The organism is Methylotuvimicrobium sp. KM2, from assembly GCF_038051925.1.
In the GTDB taxonomy this organism is placed as follows: Bacteria; Pseudomonadota; Gammaproteobacteria; order Methylococcales; family Methylomonadaceae; genus Methylotuvimicrobium.
This window is the reverse complement of sequence record NZ_CP150634.1, coordinates 4,020,768-4,045,579: the sequence shown is the minus strand read 5'-3', so window position 1 is coordinate 4,045,579 and position 24,812 is coordinate 4,020,768. Positions and strand designations below refer to the sequence as shown.

Annotated in this window: 20 protein-coding genes; 4 read left to right on the top strand and 16 right to left on the bottom strand. The window is 53.9% G+C overall.

Features of this window, described 5'->3' with window-relative positions:
- Positions 1 to 243: 243 nt before the first annotated feature.
- The 16 genes from WJM45_RS16920 to WJM45_RS16845 all read right to left on the bottom strand — a co-directional run bounded on the left by WJM45_RS16920 (position 244) and on the right by WJM45_RS16845 (position 21,037).
- Positions 244 to 696, bottom strand: coding sequence for a hypothetical protein (locus WJM45_RS16920; protein WP_341326232.1), 453 nt, complete (start codon positions 694 to 696; stop codon positions 244 to 246).
- Positions 697 to 1,100: 404 nt separating this feature from the next.
- Positions 1,101 to 2,327, bottom strand: a complete 1,227-nt coding sequence (locus tag WJM45_RS16915; protein ID WP_341326231.1) for a type II secretion system F family protein — start codon at positions 2,325 to 2,327, stop codon at positions 1,101 to 1,103.
- Position 2,328: 1 nt separating this feature from the next.
- Complete coding sequence (locus WJM45_RS16910; protein WP_341326230.1) at positions 2,329 to 3,975, bottom strand: GspE/PulE family protein; 1,647 nt, start codon at positions 3,973 to 3,975, stop codon at positions 2,329 to 2,331.
- Between the two features lie 12 nt (positions 3,976 to 3,987).
- Positions 3,988 to 4,686 carry a hypothetical protein gene (locus tag WJM45_RS16905; protein ID WP_341326229.1) on the bottom strand — a complete coding sequence of 233 codons (699 nt, stop codon included), beginning with the start codon at positions 4,684 to 4,686 and terminating at the stop codon, positions 3,988 to 3,990.
- Positions 4,683 to 6,473 carry a hypothetical protein gene (locus WJM45_RS16900; protein WP_341326228.1) on the bottom strand — a complete coding sequence of 597 codons (1,791 nt, stop codon included), beginning with the start codon at positions 6,471 to 6,473 and terminating at the stop codon, positions 4,683 to 4,685. Before WJM45_RS16900 ends, WJM45_RS16905 begins: the two co-directional genes overlap by 4 nt.
- A 330-nt stretch (positions 6,474 to 6,803) precedes the next feature.
- Positions 6,804 to 7,898: a prepilin-type N-terminal cleavage/methylation domain-containing protein gene (locus WJM45_RS16895; protein WP_341326227.1), complete on the bottom strand. Its 1,095-nt coding sequence runs from the start codon at positions 7,896 to 7,898 to the stop codon at positions 6,804 to 6,806.
- A gap of 311 nt (positions 7,899 to 8,209) precedes the next feature.
- Entirely contained in the window at positions 8,210 to 8,740 is a 531-nt protein-coding gene (locus WJM45_RS16890) for a transposase (RefSeq protein WP_341326226.1), read from the bottom strand.
- 447 nt (positions 8,741 to 9,187) lie between these two features.
- Positions 9,188 to 9,931, bottom strand: coding sequence for a type II secretion system protein GspG (locus tag WJM45_RS16885; RefSeq protein WP_341326225.1), 744 nt, complete (start codon positions 9,929 to 9,931; stop codon positions 9,188 to 9,190).
- Positions 9,932 to 10,074: 143 nt separating this feature from the next.
- On the bottom strand, positions 10,075 to 11,988 hold the full coding sequence (locus tag WJM45_RS16880) for a hypothetical protein (RefSeq protein ID WP_341326224.1): 1,914 nt from the start codon (positions 11,986 to 11,988) through the stop codon (positions 10,075 to 10,077).
- A gap of 1,528 nt (positions 11,989 to 13,516) precedes the next feature.
- Positions 13,517 to 14,581: a prepilin-type N-terminal cleavage/methylation domain-containing protein gene (locus tag WJM45_RS16875; RefSeq protein WP_341326223.1), complete on the bottom strand. Its 1,065-nt coding sequence runs from the start codon at positions 14,579 to 14,581 to the stop codon at positions 13,517 to 13,519.
- A gap of 1,006 nt (positions 14,582 to 15,587) precedes the next feature.
- On the bottom strand, positions 15,588 to 15,785 hold the full coding sequence (locus WJM45_RS16870) for a hypothetical protein (RefSeq protein ID WP_341326222.1): 198 nt from the start codon (positions 15,783 to 15,785) through the stop codon (positions 15,588 to 15,590).
- Positions 15,786 to 15,979: 194 nt separating this feature from the next.
- Positions 15,980 to 16,411: a hypothetical protein gene (locus WJM45_RS16865; protein WP_341326221.1), complete on the bottom strand. Its 432-nt coding sequence runs from the start codon at positions 16,409 to 16,411 to the stop codon at positions 15,980 to 15,982.
- Positions 16,408 to 18,216: a hypothetical protein gene (locus WJM45_RS16860; protein WP_341326220.1), complete on the bottom strand. Its 1,809-nt coding sequence runs from the start codon at positions 18,214 to 18,216 to the stop codon at positions 16,408 to 16,410. Before WJM45_RS16860 ends, WJM45_RS16865 begins: the two co-directional genes overlap by 4 nt.
- A 635-nt stretch (positions 18,217 to 18,851) precedes the next feature.
- Positions 18,852 to 19,982 (bottom strand): toxic anion resistance protein, encoded by a 1,131-nt coding sequence (locus tag WJM45_RS16855; protein WP_341326219.1) that lies wholly within the window; start codon positions 19,980 to 19,982, stop codon positions 18,852 to 18,854.
- 27 nt (positions 19,983 to 20,009) lie between these two features.
- Entirely contained in the window at positions 20,010 to 20,879 is an 870-nt protein-coding gene (locus tag WJM45_RS16850) for a 5-bromo-4-chloroindolyl phosphate hydrolysis family protein (protein WP_341326218.1), read from the bottom strand.
- The gene (locus WJM45_RS16845) at positions 20,876 to 21,037 is read right to left on the bottom strand and encodes a hypothetical protein (RefSeq protein ID WP_341326217.1); all 162 of its coding nucleotides are present in this window, start codon (positions 21,035 to 21,037) and stop codon (positions 20,876 to 20,878) included. The genes WJM45_RS16850 and WJM45_RS16845 overlap by 4 nt, the downstream gene beginning before the upstream one ends.
- Positions 21,038 to 21,209: 172 nt before the next feature.
- Here WJM45_RS16845 and WJM45_RS16840 point away from each other — a divergent pair, with 172 nt between their 5' ends.
- From WJM45_RS16840 to fliW, 4 genes are all read left to right on the top strand, one after another.
- On the top strand, positions 21,210 to 21,794 hold the full coding sequence (locus tag WJM45_RS16840) for an MxaK protein (RefSeq protein ID WP_341326216.1): 585 nt from the start codon (positions 21,210 to 21,212) through the stop codon (positions 21,792 to 21,794).
- A complete protein-coding gene (locus tag WJM45_RS16835; RefSeq protein ID WP_341326215.1) occupies positions 21,794 to 22,660 on the top strand; it encodes a vWA domain-containing protein in 867 nt (288 codons plus the stop codon). The genes WJM45_RS16840 and WJM45_RS16835 overlap by 1 nt, the downstream gene beginning before the upstream one ends.
- A 375-nt stretch (positions 22,661 to 23,035) precedes the next feature.
- Positions 23,036 to 23,287: a hypothetical protein gene (locus WJM45_RS16830; RefSeq protein ID WP_341326214.1), complete on the top strand. Its 252-nt coding sequence runs from the start codon at positions 23,036 to 23,038 to the stop codon at positions 23,285 to 23,287.
- An 85-nt stretch (positions 23,288 to 23,372) separates the two neighbouring features.
- On the top strand, positions 23,373 to 23,834 hold the full coding sequence (fliW, locus tag WJM45_RS16825; protein WP_341326213.1) for a flagellar assembly protein FliW: 462 nt from the start codon (positions 23,373 to 23,375) through the stop codon (positions 23,832 to 23,834).
- Positions 23,835 to 24,812 lie beyond the last annotated feature (978 nt).

Below are 24,812 nucleotides of genomic sequence, written 5' to 3'. Positions count from 1 at the left end.
GTAATATACCTTTCGCACTTCAAATGTCGGCAGTGCCTGAGGAGGCGCCAGGGTGTGCGGCAAAGGCTTTGCCAGCATGGAGCTGGCATAGAGCCTACAGGGATGTATTTACCCAGCACCTAAATAAGCCATGATTTTGAATCATTGCCAAAGACCTATGGAATTTAGGTGCTGGGTTTACGGCGTCCTTTGACGGACACCCTGGTGCCGAATTTTGATCTGCGATGGGTATACATCCAACAATTATCTTAAAACTCGTATCGAACCGAGCATGCCTGTCTCGACCGTCACGCTGAGCCGGGTGATTTTATCGATGCGAATCGCATTGTTGGGCTGCGACGGATCGATATTGAACTCGTCTCCTTCGCGTACCATGAAAGTTCCGACACCAACGACTTCGAGCAAGGCGATAAACTCGTCTTCCTGATTCAGCAAGCCGCGCAATTTCATATTGGGGATACGCATCGATTCGCGGGAGGGGACGAAACCGAACGCGCCATTCGCGTGTCCTGTCTGTGCTCCGACGGTTTCATACATCAACGCGCTGGGGGTAAATGGGTCCCGCACCCATTGTTGATTCGTGTAGGCGGATGGGTTTGATTGATAAGAGAGTTGGCGATTGTCGGCCCAACTGCTTGCCGAGTATATCAACCCGATGCCCAACGACAAACTGCAAATACGATATATTCTGTACATAATCATCTTCTTTAAAATCTTGTGTTTCCACAAGAGTGTTTAAATACGCAAAACCTCACTGCTAGTCAGTTAGGCTATGATTGCGTTAATCCTAGAAAAAGCATTTCACCATGAAGATCATGAAGAATAGGAAGTTAATTCAATAACTTATTACGCGTATGAATCGAGCTTTCGCTCACCAAAAAGGTTAGCGAGAAGAATTAGGTAATTTCTTGAAATCCTTCATGAACTTCATGTGCTTCATGGTTTAACTGCCGAATTTAGGTTAATAGTTTCTGTGCACCGGGGGGGACACAGAGGTCATGGATGGTGAGGTGGCTTTCTCGTTATTGTGGTCTTGATCCAGGCAATCCCTGTTGGATTGACTTAATGGTTGTGGGGCGCATGCCATGTATTTCATAACGTCAGCGCCCGCCCGATACGAGCGAAAACAACGCCTGAAAAAATGCGTAATAAACGAATCCGACCATGCCGCCGATTACCAGTATCATCGCCGGCTCTAGCATCGCCGAAAGCCGCTTGATCGCGATCTCCATCAGCTTTTCGTAATAAACGGCCAGTTCATGCAATACGTGATCGATGCTACCGCTTTTCTCGCCGACCGCGATCATCTGTACCACCAGCGGCGGTATTTTAGGATGATCGAGGCTGCTGGAAACATCGCGCCCTTCGAGTATCTTTGCGGACGTTTCCCGCAATTTATCCGAATAGACCCGGTTGCCGATTAAATTGGCCGTGATTTTTGTCGCATCGAAGACCGTCACGCCGCTACGCAGCAAAATTGACAGTGCCCAAGACATCTGAGCCATCGAACCGTTTACTAATAAGTTCCCCACTACCGGCAACCGCAACAGAATTTGGTCAACCCATAATCGACCGAACCGGGTCTGGTACAGCAGCAACAGGACGGCAATCGAAACGATCAGAGTGCTGACGATAAACAAGCCGTTGGCACGCACGCTATCCGAAATATCGATCAACAATTGCGTCGACGGCGGTAATACCTTGCCCTTGCCCAACAGGAACTTGGCGAATTTCGGAATGATCTTGACGACCATGAAAGTGCCGACGCCGATCGCCGCCAGAATCACCACGACCGGATAAATCATCGCATTGATCATTTGCGCGCGTAGCGCCGCCTTTTTGTCCAAATGAACCGCGAGCCTGTCCATGATCGCATCGAGATCGCCGGTACTCTCGCCGGCGACGACCAAATTCACCGCCATGTCCGGAAAAACCGCCGGATGTTTTCCCATTGCCGCCGACAATGACTGTCCGGCTTCGATATCCTTCAACATCAAACGAATGGTCAGGTTGAGCCGGGGACTAGTCAATTGCGCCTTGGCGAGCTCGAGCGCCTGAGCGACCGGTAGACCCGCGCGTAGCATGAATGACATCTGCCGGAAGAAAAAAATCAGAGATCCATTGCTTACCGAGCGCTGAGAAGCCAACCAATCCGAAAAATTTTCTTGTCCCAAAAAACCGGAACGGCCCCGTCCTTGTTTCAACTCCATCACGCGCAAACCGCGTTGCCGTAAAATCATCGCCGCCGATGGACCATCGTCCGCCTGCAATTTTCCGGAAATTTCGTTTCCGCCCGCATCGAGCGCAACGTAAGAAAACTGCGGCATATCAGCTCAGCTCCATCGTCTCGTGTGTTTTATGAACGGCCACGTCACGCAATTCGTCCAATGTCGTCAGCCCCATAAGAACCTTCCGACAGCCGTCTTCCCACATGAACTTCAAGCGCTCGCCGGCGCCGGCTTCCAAAGCTTCTTCATCGGCGCCGCGCGCGACCATCCGCGCCAGTTTTTCATCGAACCACAGGGTTTCGAACAAACCCAAACGCCCCCTGAACCCCGAACCCTGGCATACCGCGCAGCCGACCGGCTCGAATAGCTCGAGACTTTCGTCTTCGGCACCCAGTTCAAGCAATTCGTCACGACTCGCGATCCGGGGCTTGCGGCAATGCATGCATAGACGCCGAACCAGGCGCTGTGCGATCACGGCTGTCATCGTAGAGCCGATCAAAAACGGTTCGCAGCCGATATCGATCAACCGCGTCACGGCACTGATCGCATTGTTGGTATGCAGTGTCGAAAACACCATGTGCCCGGTCATCGCCGCCTTGACCGCGACATCGGCCGTTTCATGATCGCGAATCTCGCCGACCATCAGCACGTCGGGGTCGTGTCGTAAAAACGAGCGCAAGGCATCGGCGAAGCCGATCTTCGGTCCCGTTTGAATTTGCGAGATGCCGTCGATCACATATTCGATCGGATTCTCGACCGTCATGATGTTAATATCCGGGCTGTTGATCTCTTGCAACGCGGCGCACAAGGTCGTCGACTTACCGCTTCCGGTCGGGCCGGTCAGCAAGATCATGCCGTAGGGTTTATGAATCGCCGTTCGAAATTGGTGTAAATCGTCGTCCAACATGCCCAGCTCGGTCAACGACAATCCGCCCGACTCCTGAGCGAGCAGACGCATCGTGACGCGTTCGCCCAAGCGAGTAGGCGCCGTCGCGACTCGGATGTTGAACGCCTTGTCGATCGGAGGCGCCAGATGATACGAAAATCCGCCGTCCTGCGGCATGCGCTGCTCGGCGATGTCGAGCCCGGATAAAACTTTCACGCGCGATACCAATGCGGGGGCAACGGCGCCGTTTGCATCGACAGGATAATCCCGCAGCTTGCCGTCGACGCGTAAACGTACGCGTAACCCGTTCGTCTCGGTCAACAAATGGATATCAGACGCCCGGTTGTAATAAGCCTCGCGTACTATCGTATCGAGCAGGGCGACTAAATCGGCGTCGTCCGCGGTCGCTCCCGAGGCCGTTTCGACGCCTTTGCCGGCTAAAGTCTGTGTAATTTTGAGTTGCAACAACGACAAATCGGCCATGGCAACCGGCAGCGTGAGACCGAGTAAACGTTGAACCGAATCGAGCATGCCTCGATCGCCCGGGTCGGCGACGGCAAGCATCGTTCGGTCGTTGTCGACAACCGGGAGTATCAGTTTACGTCGCACCAAACTCGGTGGGATTTTTTTTAACAGTTGTCCGTCAATGGGCAAGGCATTCAAATCGATGTAAGGCACGCTGCGTTGTTCGGCCACCGCACGGTATAGCGCCGACAGCGGAAAACGGTAGTAAGCCTGCACGGCACCGAGTACCGGAACACGCTGCCGGCGGGCATCAAGACGCAGGCGTTCGAGTACCGCCGGATCGATCAAACCGCTACGCATGCCCGCATCGATTAACTGCTCGTCTGTCAATGCCACAAAATGTCTTTCCTATAAAGCCAACACCAATCCGCACACCAGCGTTTGCGGATAACCGGTAGGCGCGAGAGCCGGCAGTTTTTCTATCTTCAAACGCAAAACCGTGACTTGATAAGGCAGTTTGTCGAGCCCATGTATGAATTTTCTGATCGACACGAACGAACCCTCCAACTCGATGCGTTGTAGTGGACGATGAAACATCGTTCCGGGTGACATTCTATCGATCCAACTGCTCGTCTCAGGCAAAATGAGCGGGGTTGTTTGTTTCGATTCGACGCCCCGGCGTTTTCTATTTTTCGTATTGTTTTTTTTACTCGCGACGCCGACTCGTTTCGCTGCCGCTTTAAACGCTTCATTGACGCGAATCCGCACCTGAGAATCCCGGGCAAGCCGAGAGATGCTGACGATCATTTCCTGCGAGTCGAACGGAGCCAACCGAGTTTCCAAGGCCTCGAACTGCGTGCGCACAAGTTCGATCGCCCGCTCCCGGTCTTCGAGTTGTTCGATGAGCTTATCGACGTCTTCGATCGGCTCATCGGGAATTCTAGCCTTCAGCAAGCGGTTTTCGGTCGCTTTCGCGCTTTTTTGCATCGCGGTAATAGTTTGGTGGGTCGGCCAAAAACGGAAAACGCCATATCCGCCGCCGACGATGACGACGATCGACAACGCTATCAGCAGTTGTTCGCGATTGTTCAAACGGGGTATTTTCACGACCGGACCGCCTTCTGCTGAAGCTGCGAGATGCGATCTGTCTGTACCAATTTGACCAACCGCATCGAAACGCCGAAACCGTCGAGATTGAGCGGTCCGGCCCGGCTCGTGACATGCGCGTCTCGGATTTCCAATTGCCAGGGCGCTATCGCTTCCTTCATTTTTTGAATGAATGTTTGCGCCGCCGCTTCGGAAATCGCCCATGCATCGAGATGAAAGCTTTCCACTTCGACACGCTTGTCTTGCGCTTCGGAAGGCGAGATGGGCGCGGGAACCGTATTGCCTCTTTTCGACGTTTCATCGATGGCGACAATGATCACCTCGTCGGTCACCGCAGTCTGCAGCACGCCTAAAACGCCTTGAACAAGCGCGGTTCGTTGAGGAGCAGCGTTACTGTAAAAATCCAACATCGCTTCGAGATGCGCCAAATCGGCTTTTTTCTGAGCCAATGCTTGTTTCCGTTTTTCGATCTCCTGGATTTGGGCGTTAATGCGTTTCGTCGCCTCGTCGACGACTTTCCAGCGCGAATCGACATCTTGCTTGTGCGTTTCAACGGAACTCTTGCGAACCATCAGCGAGACTTCGGATGCCCCGATCGACAGCAGCAACACTACTGCCAAAGCTGCCCCGCGGACCTCGATTCGCTGCGGCAGCGGCGGCAGCGGCCCGCCATTCCGCACGCCGACGCAGCGTTCGTCGCCGGCAAAGCCGAACGCGTGCCTCGCCGCACCGACCATGCCAGGAGAACAAGCCGTACCGATGGCCGGATCGGTGATGATCTCAACCTCGATTTCGAGCATCTGCCGCATCTCCTGCGCCAAAGCATGCGCGTCGTCGTGCCAGCACGCCAACCATACCGGTTCGTTCGGCGCGCCATGCAAGGCATGATAATTTTCCAGACAAATTTCAAGGGGCGTCTTCGTAACGTTTAAATACTGACGTTGCTCGGCGATGCGCCCGGCATGCAGCCGCATACCGTAAGTCATGCCGCGATGCGACTCCAGAATCAACTCCGAAGACGGGTTTTTCGGGAGCAGCGTCGTGCTGCAGCCGGTCAATGGATACAACGACTTCAGTTTCACGCCTTGACGGGCAAACACGTCGATCCATCGCTGCAACAAAGACTTGTTGACACAACTCACCAACCAACTGAATGTGCCCGGTATGTCCTCCACCGGTCCTTGAGCGGCCCAGCCGCATTCGATCGTCTCGTCGTCCGATTTAAGCCATTCCTGACCGGTAAGACAAGCATTGAGTTGACTGCGCTTGATATAGCCCAATTCCTCGGCCAAATCGCCGAAACGGCGCAACGAAAACTTGTCGGACAGCGCCAAACCGCCGGCTTTGTTCGGTTTGCCTTGCTGTAAATCCATCACCGCTTGCGCTTGTTCTTCGGTCATGTAGCCCTGTCCGACCAGCAAATGCCCGACCGACCAGCGCGTCATATGCTGCATCAACAACGGCTCGACCTCCCAGCGCACCAATTCCATCATCTGCTGAAGCGGCCTGGGTTTTTTCGGATTGACCGGCAACTCGACCAGTGTCGACAACACCGCAGGAGACAGCAACACCGCCGAACCGCCGCCATGCCAGCCGTCGTTTTTCAACGCGGCAATTAAGTCGGCGACCGCATCGGCCATATCCACTTGCTCGATTTTAGCTTGATGCAACACCACGACCTGCGTACCGGAGCGGACCAATACTGCGCCGCGTAGCGAAAAACCGTCGGTTTCGCAGACCAGCAGTTGGGAAGGTTTGCCAAAAGGCAATAATTTACTGAACTTCATTAGCTAAACTCTTATGGATTTCCATTTATGCGCTTTAGGGTGCAGTGGTTCCTGGAACCAGGGCATGTGACCTCGATACCAGCGATTGTTGCCTCATCTACTCCGACTCTCACTCACCTAGCGTTAGGTGAGTGACGATCAGGGGATCGCTCCCACAGAGCATACGGCCCCTTGTGGGAGCGACGCCTTCGTCGCGATTTCGAAGCCACTGATGTTCAATATCCGCAGATTTATCAAACTGCACCGCTTCCAGGTACACGATGACCTCTGTTTACCAAGTTTACCGATACTTGTGTATAACGGCGAGCGGCCCTCCCTGGGAATGCAGACTTACTCAATGACCCAATCCAAGTTCAAATGCAAAGCCTGCCGGGGAACGACAGAAAAAATCCTGGCATCATCTTTACCAATAGACTCGGTGCTGCAACCTTCACTCCCTCCGTTCCCCAAAAAAGCCGTATATTCATCATCAGTCCCAGAATCACTATCATGATCCCACTTGTCACATGCGACTACATAAGGCCGGTTTCCAATGGCAATGGGACCGGGAGAAGTTGTGAAATTAAAATCTTTAATGACCATACTATTCGAAGGAATTGCACTCTGCGAGAGTGTTGCAGAATCGCTTTCCGCAAGCGGCGAACTGAAATCGTTACCGTAAACCAGCAAAACCACATCCTGGGTAACACCAACTTCCGGAACATCGACACCGCTCTGGTTTTTAAAAACCACATTGACCTTATATGGCAAATTAACTCGCCAGTCGTATTCAGTAATCAATTCCTTTGGTTTATCCTCATCATTTTCGGCGTCTATATCGCCTGCCGGATATTTTAGAGTTCCATCCGGACCATTACTTTGTAATCGGACGCTAAGGGCGGGCGGTTCGTATGCGGCATCCTCTGTATCACGTCCCTCATCATCGTAAATTGCCCAATTCCAACCAAAGTTTTTATCGTCTTCATCATTGCCGTAACCGTCGCGAAAACGTCGCACCCCGTCGCGGTCCGGTAGCACTTGAATATAAGGCCCGCGCCAACCGGAGGCTACCCCCGTTGTCGGGTCGATAGTCCATTGCGTCAACGGATTGGCGGGATCGTCGCAATCGAATGCTTCTAGTAGTTCACGTAAACACCCCGGCAACCGCCCCATGTCCGCGACAAAGCCGCTGATTTCCGGGCTGCCGTTGACGGTTCGGGTCGGGTCGCCGACGATGGCCTTGCGGATCATTTCCATGCGGCGCTTGGTTTCGTCATACTTAGCCTGATCTTCCACGCCTTCGGTCAGCATCAAACCAGCCGAAGCCACCAGCGCCATCAGGAACAGCACCAGCACCATTTCCAGCAGCGTGAAGCCGGCTGCCGGATGCCTCCTCATTCCCACGCTCCAGCGTGGGAATGCATACCGGTGCTTCCATAACGGCATGAGTTTTGTGCCTGTACTGGGCCTCAGTATGGGTTCCCACGGAGGACTGTGGGAACCAGGGAACTCCACCTCGTTCCCACGCTCACGCGTGGGAACGCATACCAGTGCTTCCATACCGGTATGAGTTTCGTGCCCGTACTCAGCTTCGGTATGGGTTCCCACGGAGGACCGTGGGAACCAGGGAGCGCCACCTCGTTCCCACGCTCCAGCGTGGGAATGCATACCGGAGCTTCTGTACCGGCATGAGTTTCGTGCTTGTACCCGGCCCATGGTATGGGTTCCCACGGAGGACCGTGGGAACCAGATTGTCCTCACCATGCCTTGCAAACCTCGATCAGTCCCGCTTGCCCGGCATAATTCCGCGCACTCGAATAGCGCCAGTGCTCCGGCAAATCGACATACCCGCGCTGCACCGGATTGTTATGAATGTACTCTACCTTTTGCCGCATAATCTGTTCGTTTTGAATCCACTCCGGATGGCAGCCTTCCTGCCAGAATTGATACGCTCTATCCCCTTTATGCGCCTTTTTATAAAAAGCCAATTGCTCCAGAATTTGCGTCACATTGTTTTCGGACAGATACCGGATCAAGTGCTTTGCCGTATACGATTTGAAGCGTGAGATGTCTCGCTCCATATCTTCGCTCTGCACGACCAAGTGCAGATGATTTTCCAAGATCACGAACGCATAAACCTTCAAGCCGTCTTGCATCAGAAACCGCAAAGACTCCAGCACAATATCGACAGTTGCGGGCCGAGTAAACACCGGAATCCAGTGCAAGACCGTGCAGGTCACGAAATGCGGTAATTTCGGATCGACAATCTTATAACGACTTCTGCCCATGTTTTACCTCCTCAATAGCCTCGTTCCTACGCTCCCGCGTGGGAATGCATACTGGGCTTCTATAGCGACATGAGTATCCTACTGATATTTAGCCTCGGTATGGATTCCCACGGAGGACCGCTCGCCGTTATACATAAGTCGTAGATATACCGTCTTGCCATCTTGGCGAATGTGACCTCGATACCCTTTATTGTTGCTTAACCTAACCGACTTTCCCTCACCTAACGCTAGGTGAGGGACGACGAAGGCGTCGCTCCCACAAGGGGCTGGATGCTCTGTGGGAGCGATCCCCAGATCGCGATCTCGGAGCCACTGATATCCAATAACCGCAGATTTATCAAACAGCACAGTTTCCAGTTATACGATGACCTCTGTTTAGCAAGTTTATCGATATTTGTGTATAACGAAGAGCGGAGGACCGTGGAAACCAGAGTGCCTTCCGCTCTCTCATCGAAACAAACACAATACCAAATCATCTTCGCTAGGTTGACACCAATCGGCCTCATCGACATCGGCATAATTCACTTCGGAATCCAGCCGGCCATTCGGGCCCAAACTCACCAGTCGCGCCACATTGGCGGGCAAGGTATAAATACCGGCGTCATCGGCCTTTAAGCAATCATATTCGCCATCGACGACGGCATAATTCGCGCCGCTCTTCCGGCAACGATAAGACGCAGGATAAGTCAATTCGGGGTCGAGCAAAATATAACGCTGCCCCCAAGGATCGGTTAAGCCTTGCTCGTTAATATAAGGCCCGTGCCAGCCGCGCCGGGTATCCGGGTTCCACAGTTTGCCGACGTGTTCGCTATCGGTTTCGCTGTATGGAAACCGGTGCAGCATACTCAAACCGCTGTCTTGTTGTTGGGAAAAGGCATTCCGGCACCAATCATGATAATCGTCTTCATCCGGTGAAGATGGTAGCCCGGCAAAATCCAGCGCTACCATGGCATCCTTGTTCGTTTGGTAATCCCCAGCCCGATACACCCGGCACGGCAGTTCGCGCGTGTCGCGCCGAAACTGCAACAAGGCTTTTCTGATTTCGGCCAGCTCAAAGCGGGCGAGACTGTCTTCGCCGTCCTCTTGCACGCCTTCATAGGCCAATAACGCGCCACCGGCCAATACCCCCAGCAATGTGATGACGGCCAGCAGTTCGAGTAGAGTGAAGCCTGCATTACGCGAGCCTCTCACGTTCCCACGCGCCTGCGTGGGAATGCCGACCTGCACTACCATACCATGACAAGTCTCAACCCTGAACCCGGCTCTGGTATGGGTTCTCGCTCGTTTCTCTCGTTCCCACGCGCCTGCGTGGGAACCAGGATAAACCCGCCGCATCACTGCCCCCCGCGCAAGCGCACGGCTTGCGTACGACCGGCTTTCAACAGCAACCCAGCCCACAATTTACGCAAGCTCGGCTCGTCTGGATTCAGTTTCACCGCGTGCGCGGCATACGCCAGCGCCTGGCCCGGCTCGCCGCGATACGCCAGCAGCCGGGCGTATTCGCCCAATACTCGCGCCTTGCGGTCGCCGCGTATTCTCGGATTTTCCAGCATCGCGGCATACAGCGGCAACAGCGTTTCAATCGACAAGCCTTGTTGTTCCCGCAAGCGTTTGGCGGTTTGGCCGTACAACAAACCGACCGCATTGATCGACAAGGGCGGCTGCCGCAAACGTTCGGTCAAGGCGCTCAATAACGCCGGATTCGCCGCTTTGCCTTCCAGCTCATCGAGCCGCAAGGACAAAATAGGCCCGACCAAATAATAATCATCGACGGCTTGCAAGCCGGCAAACAAGCCGCGTAAAAAGCTTTGTAACTCGCGCATGTCCGGTGTGTCCTCGCCTTGCGCCCGGCGCTGCTCCAGCGCCGCCAACAACGCCTCGCCGAACATCCCGGCGGTGCGTTCGCAGCGCGGATGGTTCTCCCAACTGGTTTGCAGCAAACTCAAACTGCTCGACCACACGGCGGCGCGCGCGGCGGTGGCGTAACCGCAGACGCCCAGCAACACCACAGCAAGCGCCGAGGCGCCGATACGCGGTGATAGCGGCGAGCGCGGCCAGCGCCATAAGCGCGGATGCGTTAGGTAATAAGCCAGCGTCAGCAGCAGGCCGTAAGCGGGTAAATAATTGCGGTGTTCGTAAATCATGTCCAGCGCCACGATGCTCGATTCCATAACGTGACCGATCAGAAAAAAACCGACCCCTAAGCTGAACAGCGGCGCTTTACGCCGGGCGATGAAGGCCAACAACAGCATCAGCCACCAGCCCAGCCAAGCCAACAAGGTAGTCAGCGGCGCGGTTAAACCGGTGGACAGCAGAAAATCGTCGTGAAACAAGCCCATCTGGCGAATATCCGGCCACAGCAACAGTCGGACATAAAACCACATTACCCGGCCTTGCGTCAGCACGCGCTCTTCGAAGCTGAACGGGCGATTGGCGAACGCCGCGCCCAGACCGCCGGGCTTGAACGCGCCCAAATACGCCAACGCTGCCACGACCGACAACAACAGCAGCGCCGCGCACACGCCTATTAGCCAGCGCCGGGCGCGTGGCGTGCGGCAGGCAAAATCAAACAACAGCGCTTCCAGCAACAGCGCCAGCAACGGCAACAAAGCACCGTTTTCCTTGCTCAACGCAGCCAGCGCGGTGCCGCCGATCAGCCCCACGGCCAACCAGAGCCAGCCGCTCGGCGAGCGGCCATTGGTTAATAAGCGTGTGCGGCCGGTCAAATAGGCCAACAAGCCGCCGACGGTAAACAACGCCGCCAACTGCGTCATGCGCTGCACGACATGCAGTACCGGGCTCAGATTCAGCGGATGCCACAGCCAGAGCGCCATGACCAACACGCTCAACCATTGTCGGCGCACAAGCGACAGCTCGGCGGCCTGACGTTGTTGATAAACGGCCAATAGCCGCCAGGTTAAATAGCCCAGGCTGAGGCCGGTGAATAGATGCAAAATGAGATTGGTGAGTTTGAAATAATACGGATCGGCGCCGGTGGCGACATAATTTAGCGCGAAGCTCAACATGCTGACCGGACGCTTCAAGGGCCCCGCGTCGCCGGACCAAGTCGCGGCGGCAATGGCTTGGCTATCGAAGCCGTGTAGGTCTAAAAACGCGGGGTTGTTAAAAATATTCGGTTGATCGTCGAACAGCAGCGGCCCCGACAGACCGGGCAGATACAGCCATGCCGTCGCCAGCAGCAAGGCGAGAGAGGTCAATAGCGGGTATCGGTTACAGTGGTCGGGCATGGTTGTTCGATGATCTTGGGTTACTCGTTCCCACGCTCCCGCGTGGGGATGAATACTGGGGCTTCCATAGCGAGAAGGGCGTCCTGCCTGTATTCGGCTTCCTCGTTCCCACGCTCCCGCGTGGGAATGCATACCGGGGCTTCCATGGCCACTGAGCCTCTTATCGGTATTCAGCCTCGGTATGGGTTCCCACGGAGGACCGTGGGAACCAGAGCATACTGGGGCTTCCATAGCGAGAAGGGCGTCCTGCCGGTATTCGGCTTCCTCGTTCCCACGCTCCCGCGTGGGAATGCATACCGGGGCTTCCATGGCCACTGAGCTTCTTATCGGTATTTAGCCTTGGTATGGGTTCCCACGGAGGACCGTGGGAACCAGGGCATACTCGGGCTTCCATAGCGAGAAGGGCGTCCTGCCGGTATTCGGCTTCCTCGTTCCCACGCTCTCGCGTGGGAATGCATACCGGGGCTTCCATGGCCGCTGAGCTTCTTATCGGTATTCAGCCTCGGTATGGGTTCCCACGGAGGACCGTGGGAACCAGAGCATACTGGGGCTTCCATAGCGAGAAGGGCGTCCTGCCGGTATTCGGTTTCCTCGTTCCCACGCTCCCGCGTGGGAACGCATACCAGGGCTTCCATGGCCGCTGAGCCTCTTATCGGTATTCAGCCTCGGTATGGGTTCCCACGGAGGACCGTGGGAACCAGAGCATACTGGGGCTTCCATAGCGAGAAGAGCGTCCTGCTGGTATTCGGCTTCCTCGTTCCCACGCTCCCGCGAGGGAGTGCATACCAGGGCTTCCATGGCCGCTGAGCCTCTTATCGGTATTCAGCCTTGGTATGGGTTCCCACGGAGGACCGTGGGAACCAGAGCATACTGGGGCTTCCATAGCGAGAAGGGCGTCCTGCCGTATTCGGCTTCCTCGTTCCCACGCTCCCGCGTGGGGATGCATACCGGAGCTTCCATGGCCGCTGAGCTTCTTATCGGTATTTAGCCTCGGTATGGGTTCCCACGGAGGACCGTGGGAACCAGGGCATACTCGGGCTTCCATAGCGAGAAGGGCGTCCTGCAGGTATTCGGCTTCCTCGTTCCCACGCTCCCGCGTGGGAATGCATACCGGAGCTTCCATGGCCACTGAGCCTCTTATCGGTATTTAGCCTCGGTATGGGTTCCCACGGAGGAACGTGGGAACCAGGGCATACTGGGGCTTCCATAGCGAGAAGGGCGTCCTGCCGGTATTCGGCTTCCTCGTTCCCACGCTCTCGCGTGGGAATGCATACCGGGGCTTCCATGGCCGCTGAGCTTCTTATCGGTATTCAGCCTCGGTATGGATTCCCACGGAGGACTGTGGGACCAGAGCATACTGGGGCTTCCATAGCGAGAAGGTGATCCTGCCGGTATTCGGCCTCCTCGTTCCCACGCTCCCGCGTGGGAATGCATAGCAGGGCTTCCATGGGCGCTGAGCCTCTTATCGGTATTCAGCCTCGGTATGGATTCCCACGGAGGACCGTGGGAACCAGAGGGAAGCTACGCCTTAGTCGCGGGTCGCTTCGGCGATGTTCATGTCGATTGTGTTACCTTCGGTGTCGATGAAGCCCAACAAGCGTGGACGCGCCAGGAAGTTGGAATCGACCAAGTTTTCTACACCATCACCGTCGCCTGTATTACCCTTATTTCCTTTTGCCAACAAGAACAGGCCGATGTAACGCGCATATTGATTAGCCGGATTGACGTTTTTGCTGGTGTAGGTCGGAGCTTGAACCACGCCGGCCGAGGAATCGACGGTGCTTTGCGCCGCGTCGCCGCCGAAACCGACCGCCAAGACCAGATTACAACGCTCGGTGCTCAAGGCATCGTTGATGGAGTTGATGACGAGCGGATCCGCAATGTCAGTTGCTTGGCCGGGTGTGCCGTTACCATCCGTATCGCCCCATACGCGCGCTAACGACTGCCCACCTACTGTACAACTTAAACGCTGAGTGTCATCATCGTCATCGAATGCATCCGAAGCTAACACAGAAATAAATGTAACATCGCCACCAAAATCGCCGAATTCAGTTTCGAGCGCGCCGTTAGTTCCGTCAAATGGGTTGGTACCTTCATTATGCACCCGGTTCGGTTCGACCTTGCCATTGGTACCAATACCAGTACCCATAACATGTTGAATTTCATCGAAGCCGAAGCGCTCCACGAAAAAATCTTCCATGAAATCATCATCGACTGTGCTGGCGCCATAAACACCTTCCAATGCCGTCCGCAGATCAAGACTGCCCAAAATATTCTGAAGGCTTGAAGGAATATAAACCTCATCGGGGCCATTAAAGTCAACACCTGCCGGTTGATCCGCAGTCAACGGATCCGCCAAGTTATCCCACTGATTCGGATAAGCGCCGGTGACGGCCCGGTAAGCACGTACGCCTTGATCGAGCGCGCCAATCGTGTTGGCCGCCCGCGAGGATTGTGCTTTTTCGTCGGCGCCGTCGTAGGCGACTAGCGCGCCGGTGGCCAGAATCGCCAGCAAGGTGACGACGACCAGCAATTCCAACAAGGTAAAACCGCTTTGACCGGCGGCTCGGTTTGTTAAGGTTTGTGTTTTCATCAATTAAGCCTCTCTTTCAATTGTGTCGTAATACCGCAACCGCCGCGCGCGGTCTGTTGGCGTCTTGTTTTCGTTCCCCGCGTCGCGGGTTTGCAAGAATTCGATGCGACTCGCTCGCACTCGTTTGTTATCTCGTTATCTCGTTCCCACGCTCCGGCGTGGGAATGCAGACCGGCGCTTCGGTACCGGCATCAGTTTCGCACCGCTACTCGGCCTGGGTATGGGTTCCCACGGAGGACCGTGGGAACCAGGGTGTCTCCACCTCGTTCCCACGCTCCGGCGTGGGAATGCAGACCGGCGCTTCCGTACCGGTATGAGTTTCGCGCCGCTACTCGGCTTCGGTATGGGTTCCCACGGAGGACCGTGGGAACCAGGGCGTCTCCACCTCGTTCCCACGCTCCGGCGTGGGAATGCAGACCGGCGCTTCCGTACCGGCATGAGTTTCGCACCGCTACTCGGCCTCGGTATGGGTTCCCACGGAGGACCGTGGGAACCAGGGCGTCTCCACCTCGTTCCCACGCTCCGGCGTGGGAATGCAGACCGGCGCTTCCGTACCGGCATCAGTTTCGCGCCGCTACTCGGCCTCGGTATGGGTTCCCACGGAGGACCGTGGGAACCAGGGAAGCTTCACCTCGTTCCCACGCTCCGGCGTGGGAATGCAGACCGGCGCTTCCGTACCGGCATGAGTTTCGCGCCGCTACTCGGCTTCGGTATGGGTTCCCACGGAGGACCGTGGGAACCAGGGCGTCTCCACCTCGTTCCCATGCTCCGGCGTGGGAATGCAGACCGGCGCTTCCGTACCGGCATCAGTTTCGCGCCGCTACTCGGCCTCGGTATGGGTTCCCACGGAGGACCGTGGGAACCAGGGTGTCTCCACCTCGTTCCCACGCTCCGGCGTGGGAATGCAGACCGGCGCTTCCGTACCGGTATGAGTTTCGCGCCGCTACTCGGCCTCGGTATGGGTTCCCACGGAGGACCGTGGGAACCAGAGTGGTACTCGTTCCACTCAGCCTTTTACCGGGCTGTCCACGACAAAGCGGTATTGCTTGCCGCAGTGCAGGATGACTTCTTTCTGTTTGCGCTTCAGGATTTTGACCTCAACCCGAATGTCGCCGAATCCGTCATGCAGCAATACGTCGTCGAGCAGTTCGTTCAGTTTGGTTTTGACGGGTTCGGCAAAGATGCCGGTGTTTTGTGCTGTCATTTTTCCTTCCTCTCGTTCTCGCTGCCGCGCGTTTCGGTCTTGCGCGGGCAGGTTTTCTATTGTCGTCTTCTATGGCTCCTCGTTCCCACGCTCCGCGTGGGAATGCAGACCGATGCTTCCATACCCTTACTAGCCTCATACCAGTACTTGGTCTCGGTATGGGTTCCCACGGAGGATCGTGGGAACCAGAGGTGCTACGGCACTTGCAGCGCAAGTTTGTAGCCGCTTTGCCTGGCCTGTTGAAGCCAGTAGATCGCTTGTTCGCGCTGGTCCGGATCATCGCTGAGCGAATAGATGCGGTACAGCATGTATTGCGCATGGGCGTGGCCTTGTCTCGCCGCTTTATCGAACCATTGTGCGGCTGAAAACAAATCGCGCTCTCCCCCGAGTCCCATATAATGGAGTTCGCCGACCAATGCTTGGCTGTTCGCGTCGCCCCAGCGCGCCGAGCGGTGACACCAGTCGAATGCCTTCGCGAAGTTGATGCGGCGTAATTTGTCGCCGTAACGATACGCATAGCAGTTTTCGGCCGCGATGTCGGCTTCCGAGTCCAGGCCGAAATGCGCGCAGCCGTTTAGCGTCAAGCTAAGCCAAGCGATAAGAAGCGTTTTCAATCCGGATATCATAAGTCCGACTCTCTCAATTTGGCCGGCGCGCAATATTCACCGCATTCGGGCAAAGCCGGTTTGCTGCGTTCCGGTAGCGGGTCCGGCTTGTAGGCCGCATCCGGCGCGTATTGATGATATTGCCGGGTCGGATCGTAAGTTTCCCGCGCGTCGCCTTCGTTCAGGATGTACGGCGTGATCAGCAGCACCATTTCCGATTTGCTGTCTTCATCGACCGTCGAGCGGAAGACGTTGCCGATTATCGGTATGTCGGCCAAAAACGGTACCTTGCGCCGGTTTCTCGAAAAGCTGTCGCGGATCAAGCCGCCGACCGCAACCGTGTAACCGTGTTTGGCGAAGATTTCGCCTTCCAGTCGCGCGGTCGTGATCGTGTCGACCGGTAGGTTGACGACGCCGCCGATATTATCGGTGACCGGTATCACCGCCGCGCCTTCGTTCAACGTCGCGTTTTCCTGTCGCAATTGAATATGGATGCTGCCGTCGCTGTTGATGTGCGGGATGATCTCCAGTGTCGTGCCGATTTCTTCCAGCTCTGTTTCCGGCGTCGTGACCGTGCGCGTGGTATTCAGGTTGTCAATCGCGTCGATCGAGTAGCCGCGCACCATGATGCGTTCTTCGCCGACGAACAAGGTCGCCGGGCGGTGGTTCGAGGCGACGATCATCGGTTTGGAAACCACATTGATGCGGTTGTTACGCTCCAGCAATTCGATGTTCGCCTTGATGTTTTCGCTGAGAAATTCGTAAATCAACGTGCCTCCGCCGGTGAACGGCGCCGCGCCGCCCATGATGATCGGATTCAGGCTGTCGCCGCTGAACGCGGTGTCTCTGAACTCGAGGCTGAATAACGACGAGAAGTCTTCGCCGACTTTGATGTCGATGATCTTCATTTCCAGCATCACTTGGGTTTGCGGGCGGTCCAGTTGCTCGACCAGGCTCGCGATCGATTTCAGCACCGATGTGTCGCTGGTTTTGACGATCAACAGGTTGTGTTCGGTATTGACGGTCACGAAGATGATCTTGTTTAAGCCCGAGATTTGCGATAGCCGTTCGCCTTCGACTTGTTTACCGCCGTCTGCGGACAGGGCTTCGATTTGTTCTACCGTCAAGTCGTCGGGCAATTGTTCGCTTTGCGTCAGCGGCATGCCGAAGCGTCCGCCGCCCGAACGCGAATTGCCCGAAAAACCGCGTCCGCCGCTGCCTCCGACGCGACCGCCGAAGCGGTTGGACGATCGGCCGCCGCCGAAACCGCCGCTACGACCGCCTCCACCGAAGCCGCCGCTACGAGCGCCTCCGCCGAAGCCTCCTCGTCCGCCGGAAGCGCCGCCAAGGCCGCCTCCCATCATCATGCTGTTGCCGTAAGACACTTGGACACGGTTGCCGTACAAATCCTCGATCGCCATCGCGATCGCTATCACATTCGGATTGCGCAATTGGAATACGCGGATCGAGTCGTCTTGTCCGACGACCAGGTCTTTGCTGTATTGTTCTTTGGTCATTAACCGGTAGGTGCCGTTGACGCCGTCGTCGCGCCGGTACCACAAGCCGCTGATACGGCAGATCGCGCGTATCGCTTCTTCGAGCGTCACTTTTTTTAAAAACACCGTCACTTCTTTGTCACCGGCTTCCGGTGTCGCGACGATGTTGACCTGAGCGTCCTCGGATAGTACTCGGATGATGTCGGTAACTTTAGAGCCTTTGAATTCCAGTTCCTGTATCTCGAAAGGCATTGCGAATGCAGTCGTCGGTAAGAGCATACATAACAGCATGATGCCGATGAACTCGATGTGTTTGTTCAATCTGTTCAATAACACTCTTAAGAAACCTTACAGCCTATTTCTGTTGTTTTCATACGATTAGCCAGGCAAATGCCAACCGTATCGTGGGGCCCTCCCCCATAAGGGCGCATAGTGTAAGTCAGCGTTATCGGACTTGTCTTTAGGAATAAATCCCGAATATTCGAGCCGCTGATTCCTGGCGTTTTTGAGGATAAAGTCTCGTTATTCGGATTTAGAAGAATTCGAGATTAAATTGACAGTAAGCTGGAAATTATCAGGGCAGTAGGTTGTATTGGGCGTCCGCCTCGTTTCTATGTTCCGGCGTGGGAATGCATACCGGCGCTTCCGTGCCGGCATGTGTTTCGTGCTTGTACTGGGCCTCGGTATGGGTTCCCACGGAGGACCGTGGGAACCAGGGAACGATCGGGTGTGTTGAGCGTTAGCGATGCGCATTTGGCCGAGGTTGTGCCTGGGCCTGTGGGTTTAGCTTCGGTAGCGGCGTGTGACTCGTGGCTGTGTTTGATATCTGTATGGGGTTTACACCGCCTCGTTCCCACGCTCCGGCGTGGGAATGCATACCGGCGCTTCCGTGCCGGCATGTGTTTCGTGCTTGTACTGGGCCTCGGTATGGGTTCCCACGGAGGACCGTGGGAACCAGGGGTTACCTAGCTCGCCGACTTGCTCTGCGCGGAACTAAGTGTTTTGCGTAGCTCATCTTCGCATTCCTGCAGTTGAACGACCGCTTCGCTGCGCATTTTTTTTCCTTGATCGGCAATTTGTAGGCTTTCTTCGATGGTCTCGATCAAGGTGCGATTGGCTTGTTTGATCGTTTCAATATCGAATACGCCGCGTTCGATTTGTTTGCGCGTTTCGGCATTGGCTTGCTTGAGAGTTTCGGCGTTGGCGGTCAGTAAGTCGTTGGTCAAATCGGTTGCCGCTTTAACGGTCTGCGCGGCTTGAGACGAGCGGAAGATGGTGACGGCGGTCGCCAATTGTTGACGCCATAACGGCACTGTGTTGACCAGCGTCGAGCTGATCTTGCTGACTAGGCCTTTATCGTTTTCTTGTACCAGGCGGATGCTGGGTAGGCTTTGCATCGAAACCTGGCGGGTCAGGCGTAGGTCGTGAACGCGGCGTTCGAGATCGTCGCGGGCCGAGCGCAGGTCGCGCAGTTGTTGCGCGGCGATGATTTCTTGTCCGGCTTCGGCTTGTTGTTGTTGCTGCGGAATGATTTCTTCATCGAGCCTGCGTAATTGTTCTTCGCCGGCGGCGATATAATCCTCGAGCGTGTGAAAGTATTCCAAATTGGCTTGATAAAGCCGGTCGAGCGATGTGATGTCGGTGAGTAGTTCGGTTTTGTGGCGTTCCAGCTTGTCGCTGATCGTATCGATTTGTTTTCGGACTTCTTCGTATTGCTGCAAAAATTTGACGACGGGTTTGGCTTTGCCGAAGAGTCTCGCCATAAAGCTCGGCTTTTTGTTCGGATCGAGATCATCGACATCGAAGCCGCGTAGTGTCGCGACCATTTCATTGAGGTCGTTGCCGGCCGGGCCGATGTCTTTGTTTTTGACGCCGTCGAGCATGCGGTCGGAAATCGATGTCAGTTGTTCTTGGGCCTTGCTGCCGAAGAACAGTATCGAATGTGTGTCGTTTATGTCGATTTCTTGTAACAATTGTTCGACTTGTTCCCGTTTTTCCGGCGGGGCGGCTTGGTAGGAAATGATGTCTTTCGATATTCCGGGGATCGGCTCGTTCGATTCTGTTGCGGTCGCTGTGGATAAAGGTTGATCAGTCATGGAGGGTACCTTTGTTGTTAGAAAGCATTACAGTATGCCTTCCCGTTTGAGTTGCGCGGTCAATACTTCGATTTTGACATCGAGATCGAAAATGTCGTCTTCAAGCAGTTTTTGCTGTTGTTCCAGAAACGATGTTTCGATCGTTTCGAGAACATTGCGAAAGTTTTGTTCCAATTGTGCAGGTTCTAGTTGGCCGAGTTGGAGTTGACTATGCGTTTTAGCGTAACCTTCGGTGACTTGCATCGCGCCGTCGAGATAGACATTGAGAAATTTTCGGGCCCTTCGAAAATCGCGCGGATCGGCTTCGATTTGGGCGATTATGTTGTCGGCGATTTCGCAGATGCGTTCGATGCGGTTATTGAATTCGTGATTGCGGATTTTGCCGCCGGCTTGCTCGATACGCCGAATCATGGCGTGAGATTCGGCAAGCGCTTTTCCGAGTTCTTCGCCCGAATAGCCCTGAGCGCCCTGTGTGCTTTTGGCTTTGGGGTCGAAACCGTAACTTAAAAACATGCCCAAAAACGCTCCGCTTGCGTATGCTGCCGCGACCGGTAAGGTTTGCCGTGCGCCGAGCCAGGCAAGCATGCCGGTCGTCAATGCGGTAATGATGGCGGCAAGCAATTTTAATGGATACTTCGATGCTGAGGCCATCGGTCTTTGTCGATGCCGCGCTTCGGCTTGAAGCCCTTTGCGCAAGCACCAGGCCGAGAATAGGTACAAGGTATAAGCCGTGGCGTTGACGAGGATCGCGGTCAAATTGCCTTTGGCTAGCGCAATCACGATTGCAGGCAGTAGTGCGATCGGCAGAAAATAGAGCAGCAGGCCCCTTGGCGAGTATTTTTGCAAGGAGTTCGAGGTAAAGCGCTTGGGCTTTCGAAAGTTTTGGCTTTGCGTCATTGCTTGGATTGCGAAAGCAGCAGTTGATCGAATACCGGTTCGGCTTTCAGCATCGATTGACACGTTGCCAAGCCTATTGTTGTCAACAGCAACACGAATCCGAGTAATTTTCTGAAAAAACCTGACATGAACGGCGACTCCGCATGGGGAAACGGCATCAGTTTAACTTAGCCGGTAAGTTGCTGACAAACTCGGCGGTATATTAGATTTCGGCGAGCAGTTGCCAGGCTTTTGACGGTCCGCCGATTTAGCGGTTTTTCAAGCCCTAAATCTACAGTAGAATGCCGAAAAAAGGTACATTACCGCCGATATCGAATTGACAAGCCAATAATGCAGATATTTAAACGACCGAAAAAAATAACGCTTTGGAATTCCTATCACCCGGTAGGGGCATGGTTGCTGTTGCTTGTGTTAGCGGCATGGTCTGTGCGCGAACTCAGTGAATTGCAACAGCTGATGAAGTTCAATACGATGATTCGACAACCCGAAACGATTGCGCTTGCCGGCGACAATTTGCCGCCCGAGGTTATTTTTGCCAAAGCCGTTGATCTCAATAGGGAAGGGGATTTTCAACAAGCCTTGCGGCTTTATTTACAAATAGAGCCACTTGTCGACGCCGGTTTTCGTGTCGATGTGAAATACAACATGGGCGCGATTTATTTGCAGCAAGCGGCCAAGTTATGGAATGCCAAGGGCGTTTGGGAGTACGGGCAGATCAATACCTTGCTGGATTTGGCCGAGCAAGCCTTTAAGCAGGTGCTGGCGGTCGAGCCTGAACATTGGCAGGCGCGCTACAATCTTGAGTTCGCTCTACGTATTCGCCCGCCCGCCAAGGAAGAGGAAAAAGCCGACTGGCAAGGTCATAAAAGTAGCGTGCATGCGGTTATGCCGGGTGTTCCGGAAGGCGGGCCTTAATGATGCTTAAGGATAAGCGCCTTTGGTTTTTGATGTTGCCCGCTGCTTTACTGTTGCTGGCTTTGTTTAAACCGACTATTTCACTTCGCAAGGACAGCTATAATCTGATTTTTGTCATCGATATCACGCAAAGTATGAATGCGCGCGATTACCATGTCGACGGCATGCCGTCGGATCGTCTTTCGTTTGTTAAGGAGAGCTTGAAAGAGGTGGTATCGGCTTTGCCTTGTCAATCGCATGTGGGGTTAGGTTTGTTTACCACAAAAAATAGTTTTTTGTTGTTCGATCCGCTCGAAGTGTGCGAACACTACTCGGTCATTGAAGAAAGTCTAATGAAAATCGATTGGCGCATGGCTTGGGCTGCGGATAGTCATATCGCTAGGGGCTTATATACGAGTCTTCGCGAAGCCGCAAAAATCGATTCGAATCCCAGTCTGGTTTTTTTTACCGATGGGCAGCAAACGCCGGAGTCTGTTAAAGATCCGAGATTCCTGCTTGAGCGAGGCAAGGTTAAAGGCTTGTTGGTTGGGGTCGGTAATCTATTGCCGGTTCCGATTCCTAAATACGATCAAAACAACATTCAAACCGGTTATTGGCAAGTCGATGAAGCAGATAGGCGTATTCGCAAAAGGCAGGCCTCATCGGGCGAGTATTTGACGTCGGTTAAAGAACAGGTTCTGCAACGCTTGGCCGGAATTACGGGCCTGCACTATCATCACCTGGAAACGCCGGAGCAGCTTAGTAGAGCATTGCGGGCCGTCGATCTTCGTCAGCAGCAAGTGGTTCGCTACGAATTAAGTTGGATTTTGGCCCTCATTGCATTGATGATTTTTAGCGGTCCTTATTTAAGGTTTCGTGACAAATAACTTATTGAAATCATGAGCTTTCTAGCTGGTTCGGTAGCTCGCTTGACAGGGCGCCGTAAATACATCCTTGTAGGCTTGACGGCGGCTTTCCCTGCCGCCGACACCTGTCAATCGAGCTACCGAACCCGCCTACCCTAAATCAAATAATAGGGAAGTTATTTATAACCAAATCCTTACCTGTTCAGCACCTCATTTTGGGTGGCGTCAGCCGGTATCGGACGGGAGCTAAAAAGAAAAAGCAGGGATAGTCGGGTGACGAAAAGTTGGCGTTCTTTCTGTGTGCGAGGATGATTGTATTTTTTATCAATAGGTTATAGGGTTCTTTTTTAGTTGGCTTTGTTATTGCTTGGCAATAGCAAACTGTCGGAGAATTGTATGAAACCCATAATCGGATTGGTAATGATTTTGTTAAGCGCGGTCAATTTCGGCTGTACCGGTAATCATCGGGGCGAATCTGCAAGCAGTTTGCCGGATCGTGAGCAGACGGTCGGATTTTTTAGTAATATCCATGCATTTATCAGAGATGCCGAGCGAGGCGTTTATGATTTAATGTATGGCATTCGTGACGGAACCGACAGCTTTATTTATGATGTTCAAAAAGACTATTACGAAAACTATCAAAAATGAAGCCGACGGTGTTTGTGTTCGTTACCGATCAATCGATAGTGTGGTCTATACTTAAAGGCTATTTTAAATTCAACAGGCAATAATCATGGAAATCAAATCAAAATTTCTCGGCGAACAACGCGTCGACCCCGATACTATCATCGTTTTTCCGAAAGGCATTCCCGGTTTTGAAGATCAAACTCGGTTTAAGCTTTTCCATCAGGAAGATAATCCGATTATTTTTTGGTTGCAATCCGTCGATGACGAAGATTTGACGTTTTCCGCGGCCAATCCTGTCGACTTCAATATCAATTACAGTTTTATTTTGACTGACGAAGAGCAAGCCTTGCTTGAGCTGAGTAGTCCGGACGAATTAGCCGTACTGATTCTATTGCACACCGACGAGAATGACGAAGAGTCGAGCAAGCCTACCATCAAAGGCTCGATCAAATCGCCGATTCTGATCAATGTCAATTCGAGAAAAGGTATTCAAAAAGTATTGGTTCAAGTCGAGCAAAGCATCACCTTGACCGAAAAAAATCACGAAATCGACTTTTCGGAAGCCTAGATAAGGCTTTATCCTGAGTTCTGTTGTTCAGCCATGAGCCTATTAAGAACGAGCATGAAATAACTTAGACAACTGTTGGAAGGGGGTTCGGTGGCCATACGCATCAAGCTAAGGATTTCGTGAAAAAAAACGTCCTGGAACTATGAGCTTTGTTGAGGGAGTCTAAACAGCGTAGCCCGGATGGAGCGTAGCGCAATCCGGGAAGCTCGGAGCCACGCCATTCCCGTATTCCGCTTCGCTGCATACGGGCTACGTGCTGAGTTCTGTTGTTCAGCCATGAGCCTATAAGAACGAGCATGAAATAACTTAGACGACTGTTGGAAGGGGGTTCGGTGGCTCGATTGACAGGTGTCGGTCTCAGGACGCCGGATCTTCCGGAGTGTCTTTCCCAAGCTGGGGCTTTCATCGTTATACATAAATTGTAGGGTACGCTGCGCGTACCAAAGCCGTGCCCTGGCGGCTCGGTTGGCACGTGAACATTGCGGGGTTACCATGGTACGCACAGCGTACCCTACGCGGATCGCCTAGCGCTAGGTGAGGGATAGCCGAGTGTGCCAAGGACAATAAGCCTAGAAAAAGCATTTCGCCATGAAGATCATGAAGAATAGGAAGTTAATTCAATAACTTATTACGCGTATGAATCAAGCTTTCGCTCACCAAAAAGGTTAGCGAGAAGATTTAGGTAATTTCTTGAAATCCTTCATGAACTTCATGTGCTTCATGGTTTAACTGCCGAATTTAAGATAAATGGTATTGAGGTCTCATTGGCTAAGTTTGCAAAAGGGAAATTTTTGACTTATGTATAACGATGAGAGCTGGATCTTGGGGCAGAGCGTGATACGGTTTTGCCGTTTTTAGCCGGATGCGTATGGTAAACGAACCGGCTTGCAAGGCTCATTGTTTGGGGGGTTACAGGGGCTCGCGCATCAAATTTCGGTTTTTTATGCCCTCGTTCTAGCCCAGCCTTAACATTGCGCG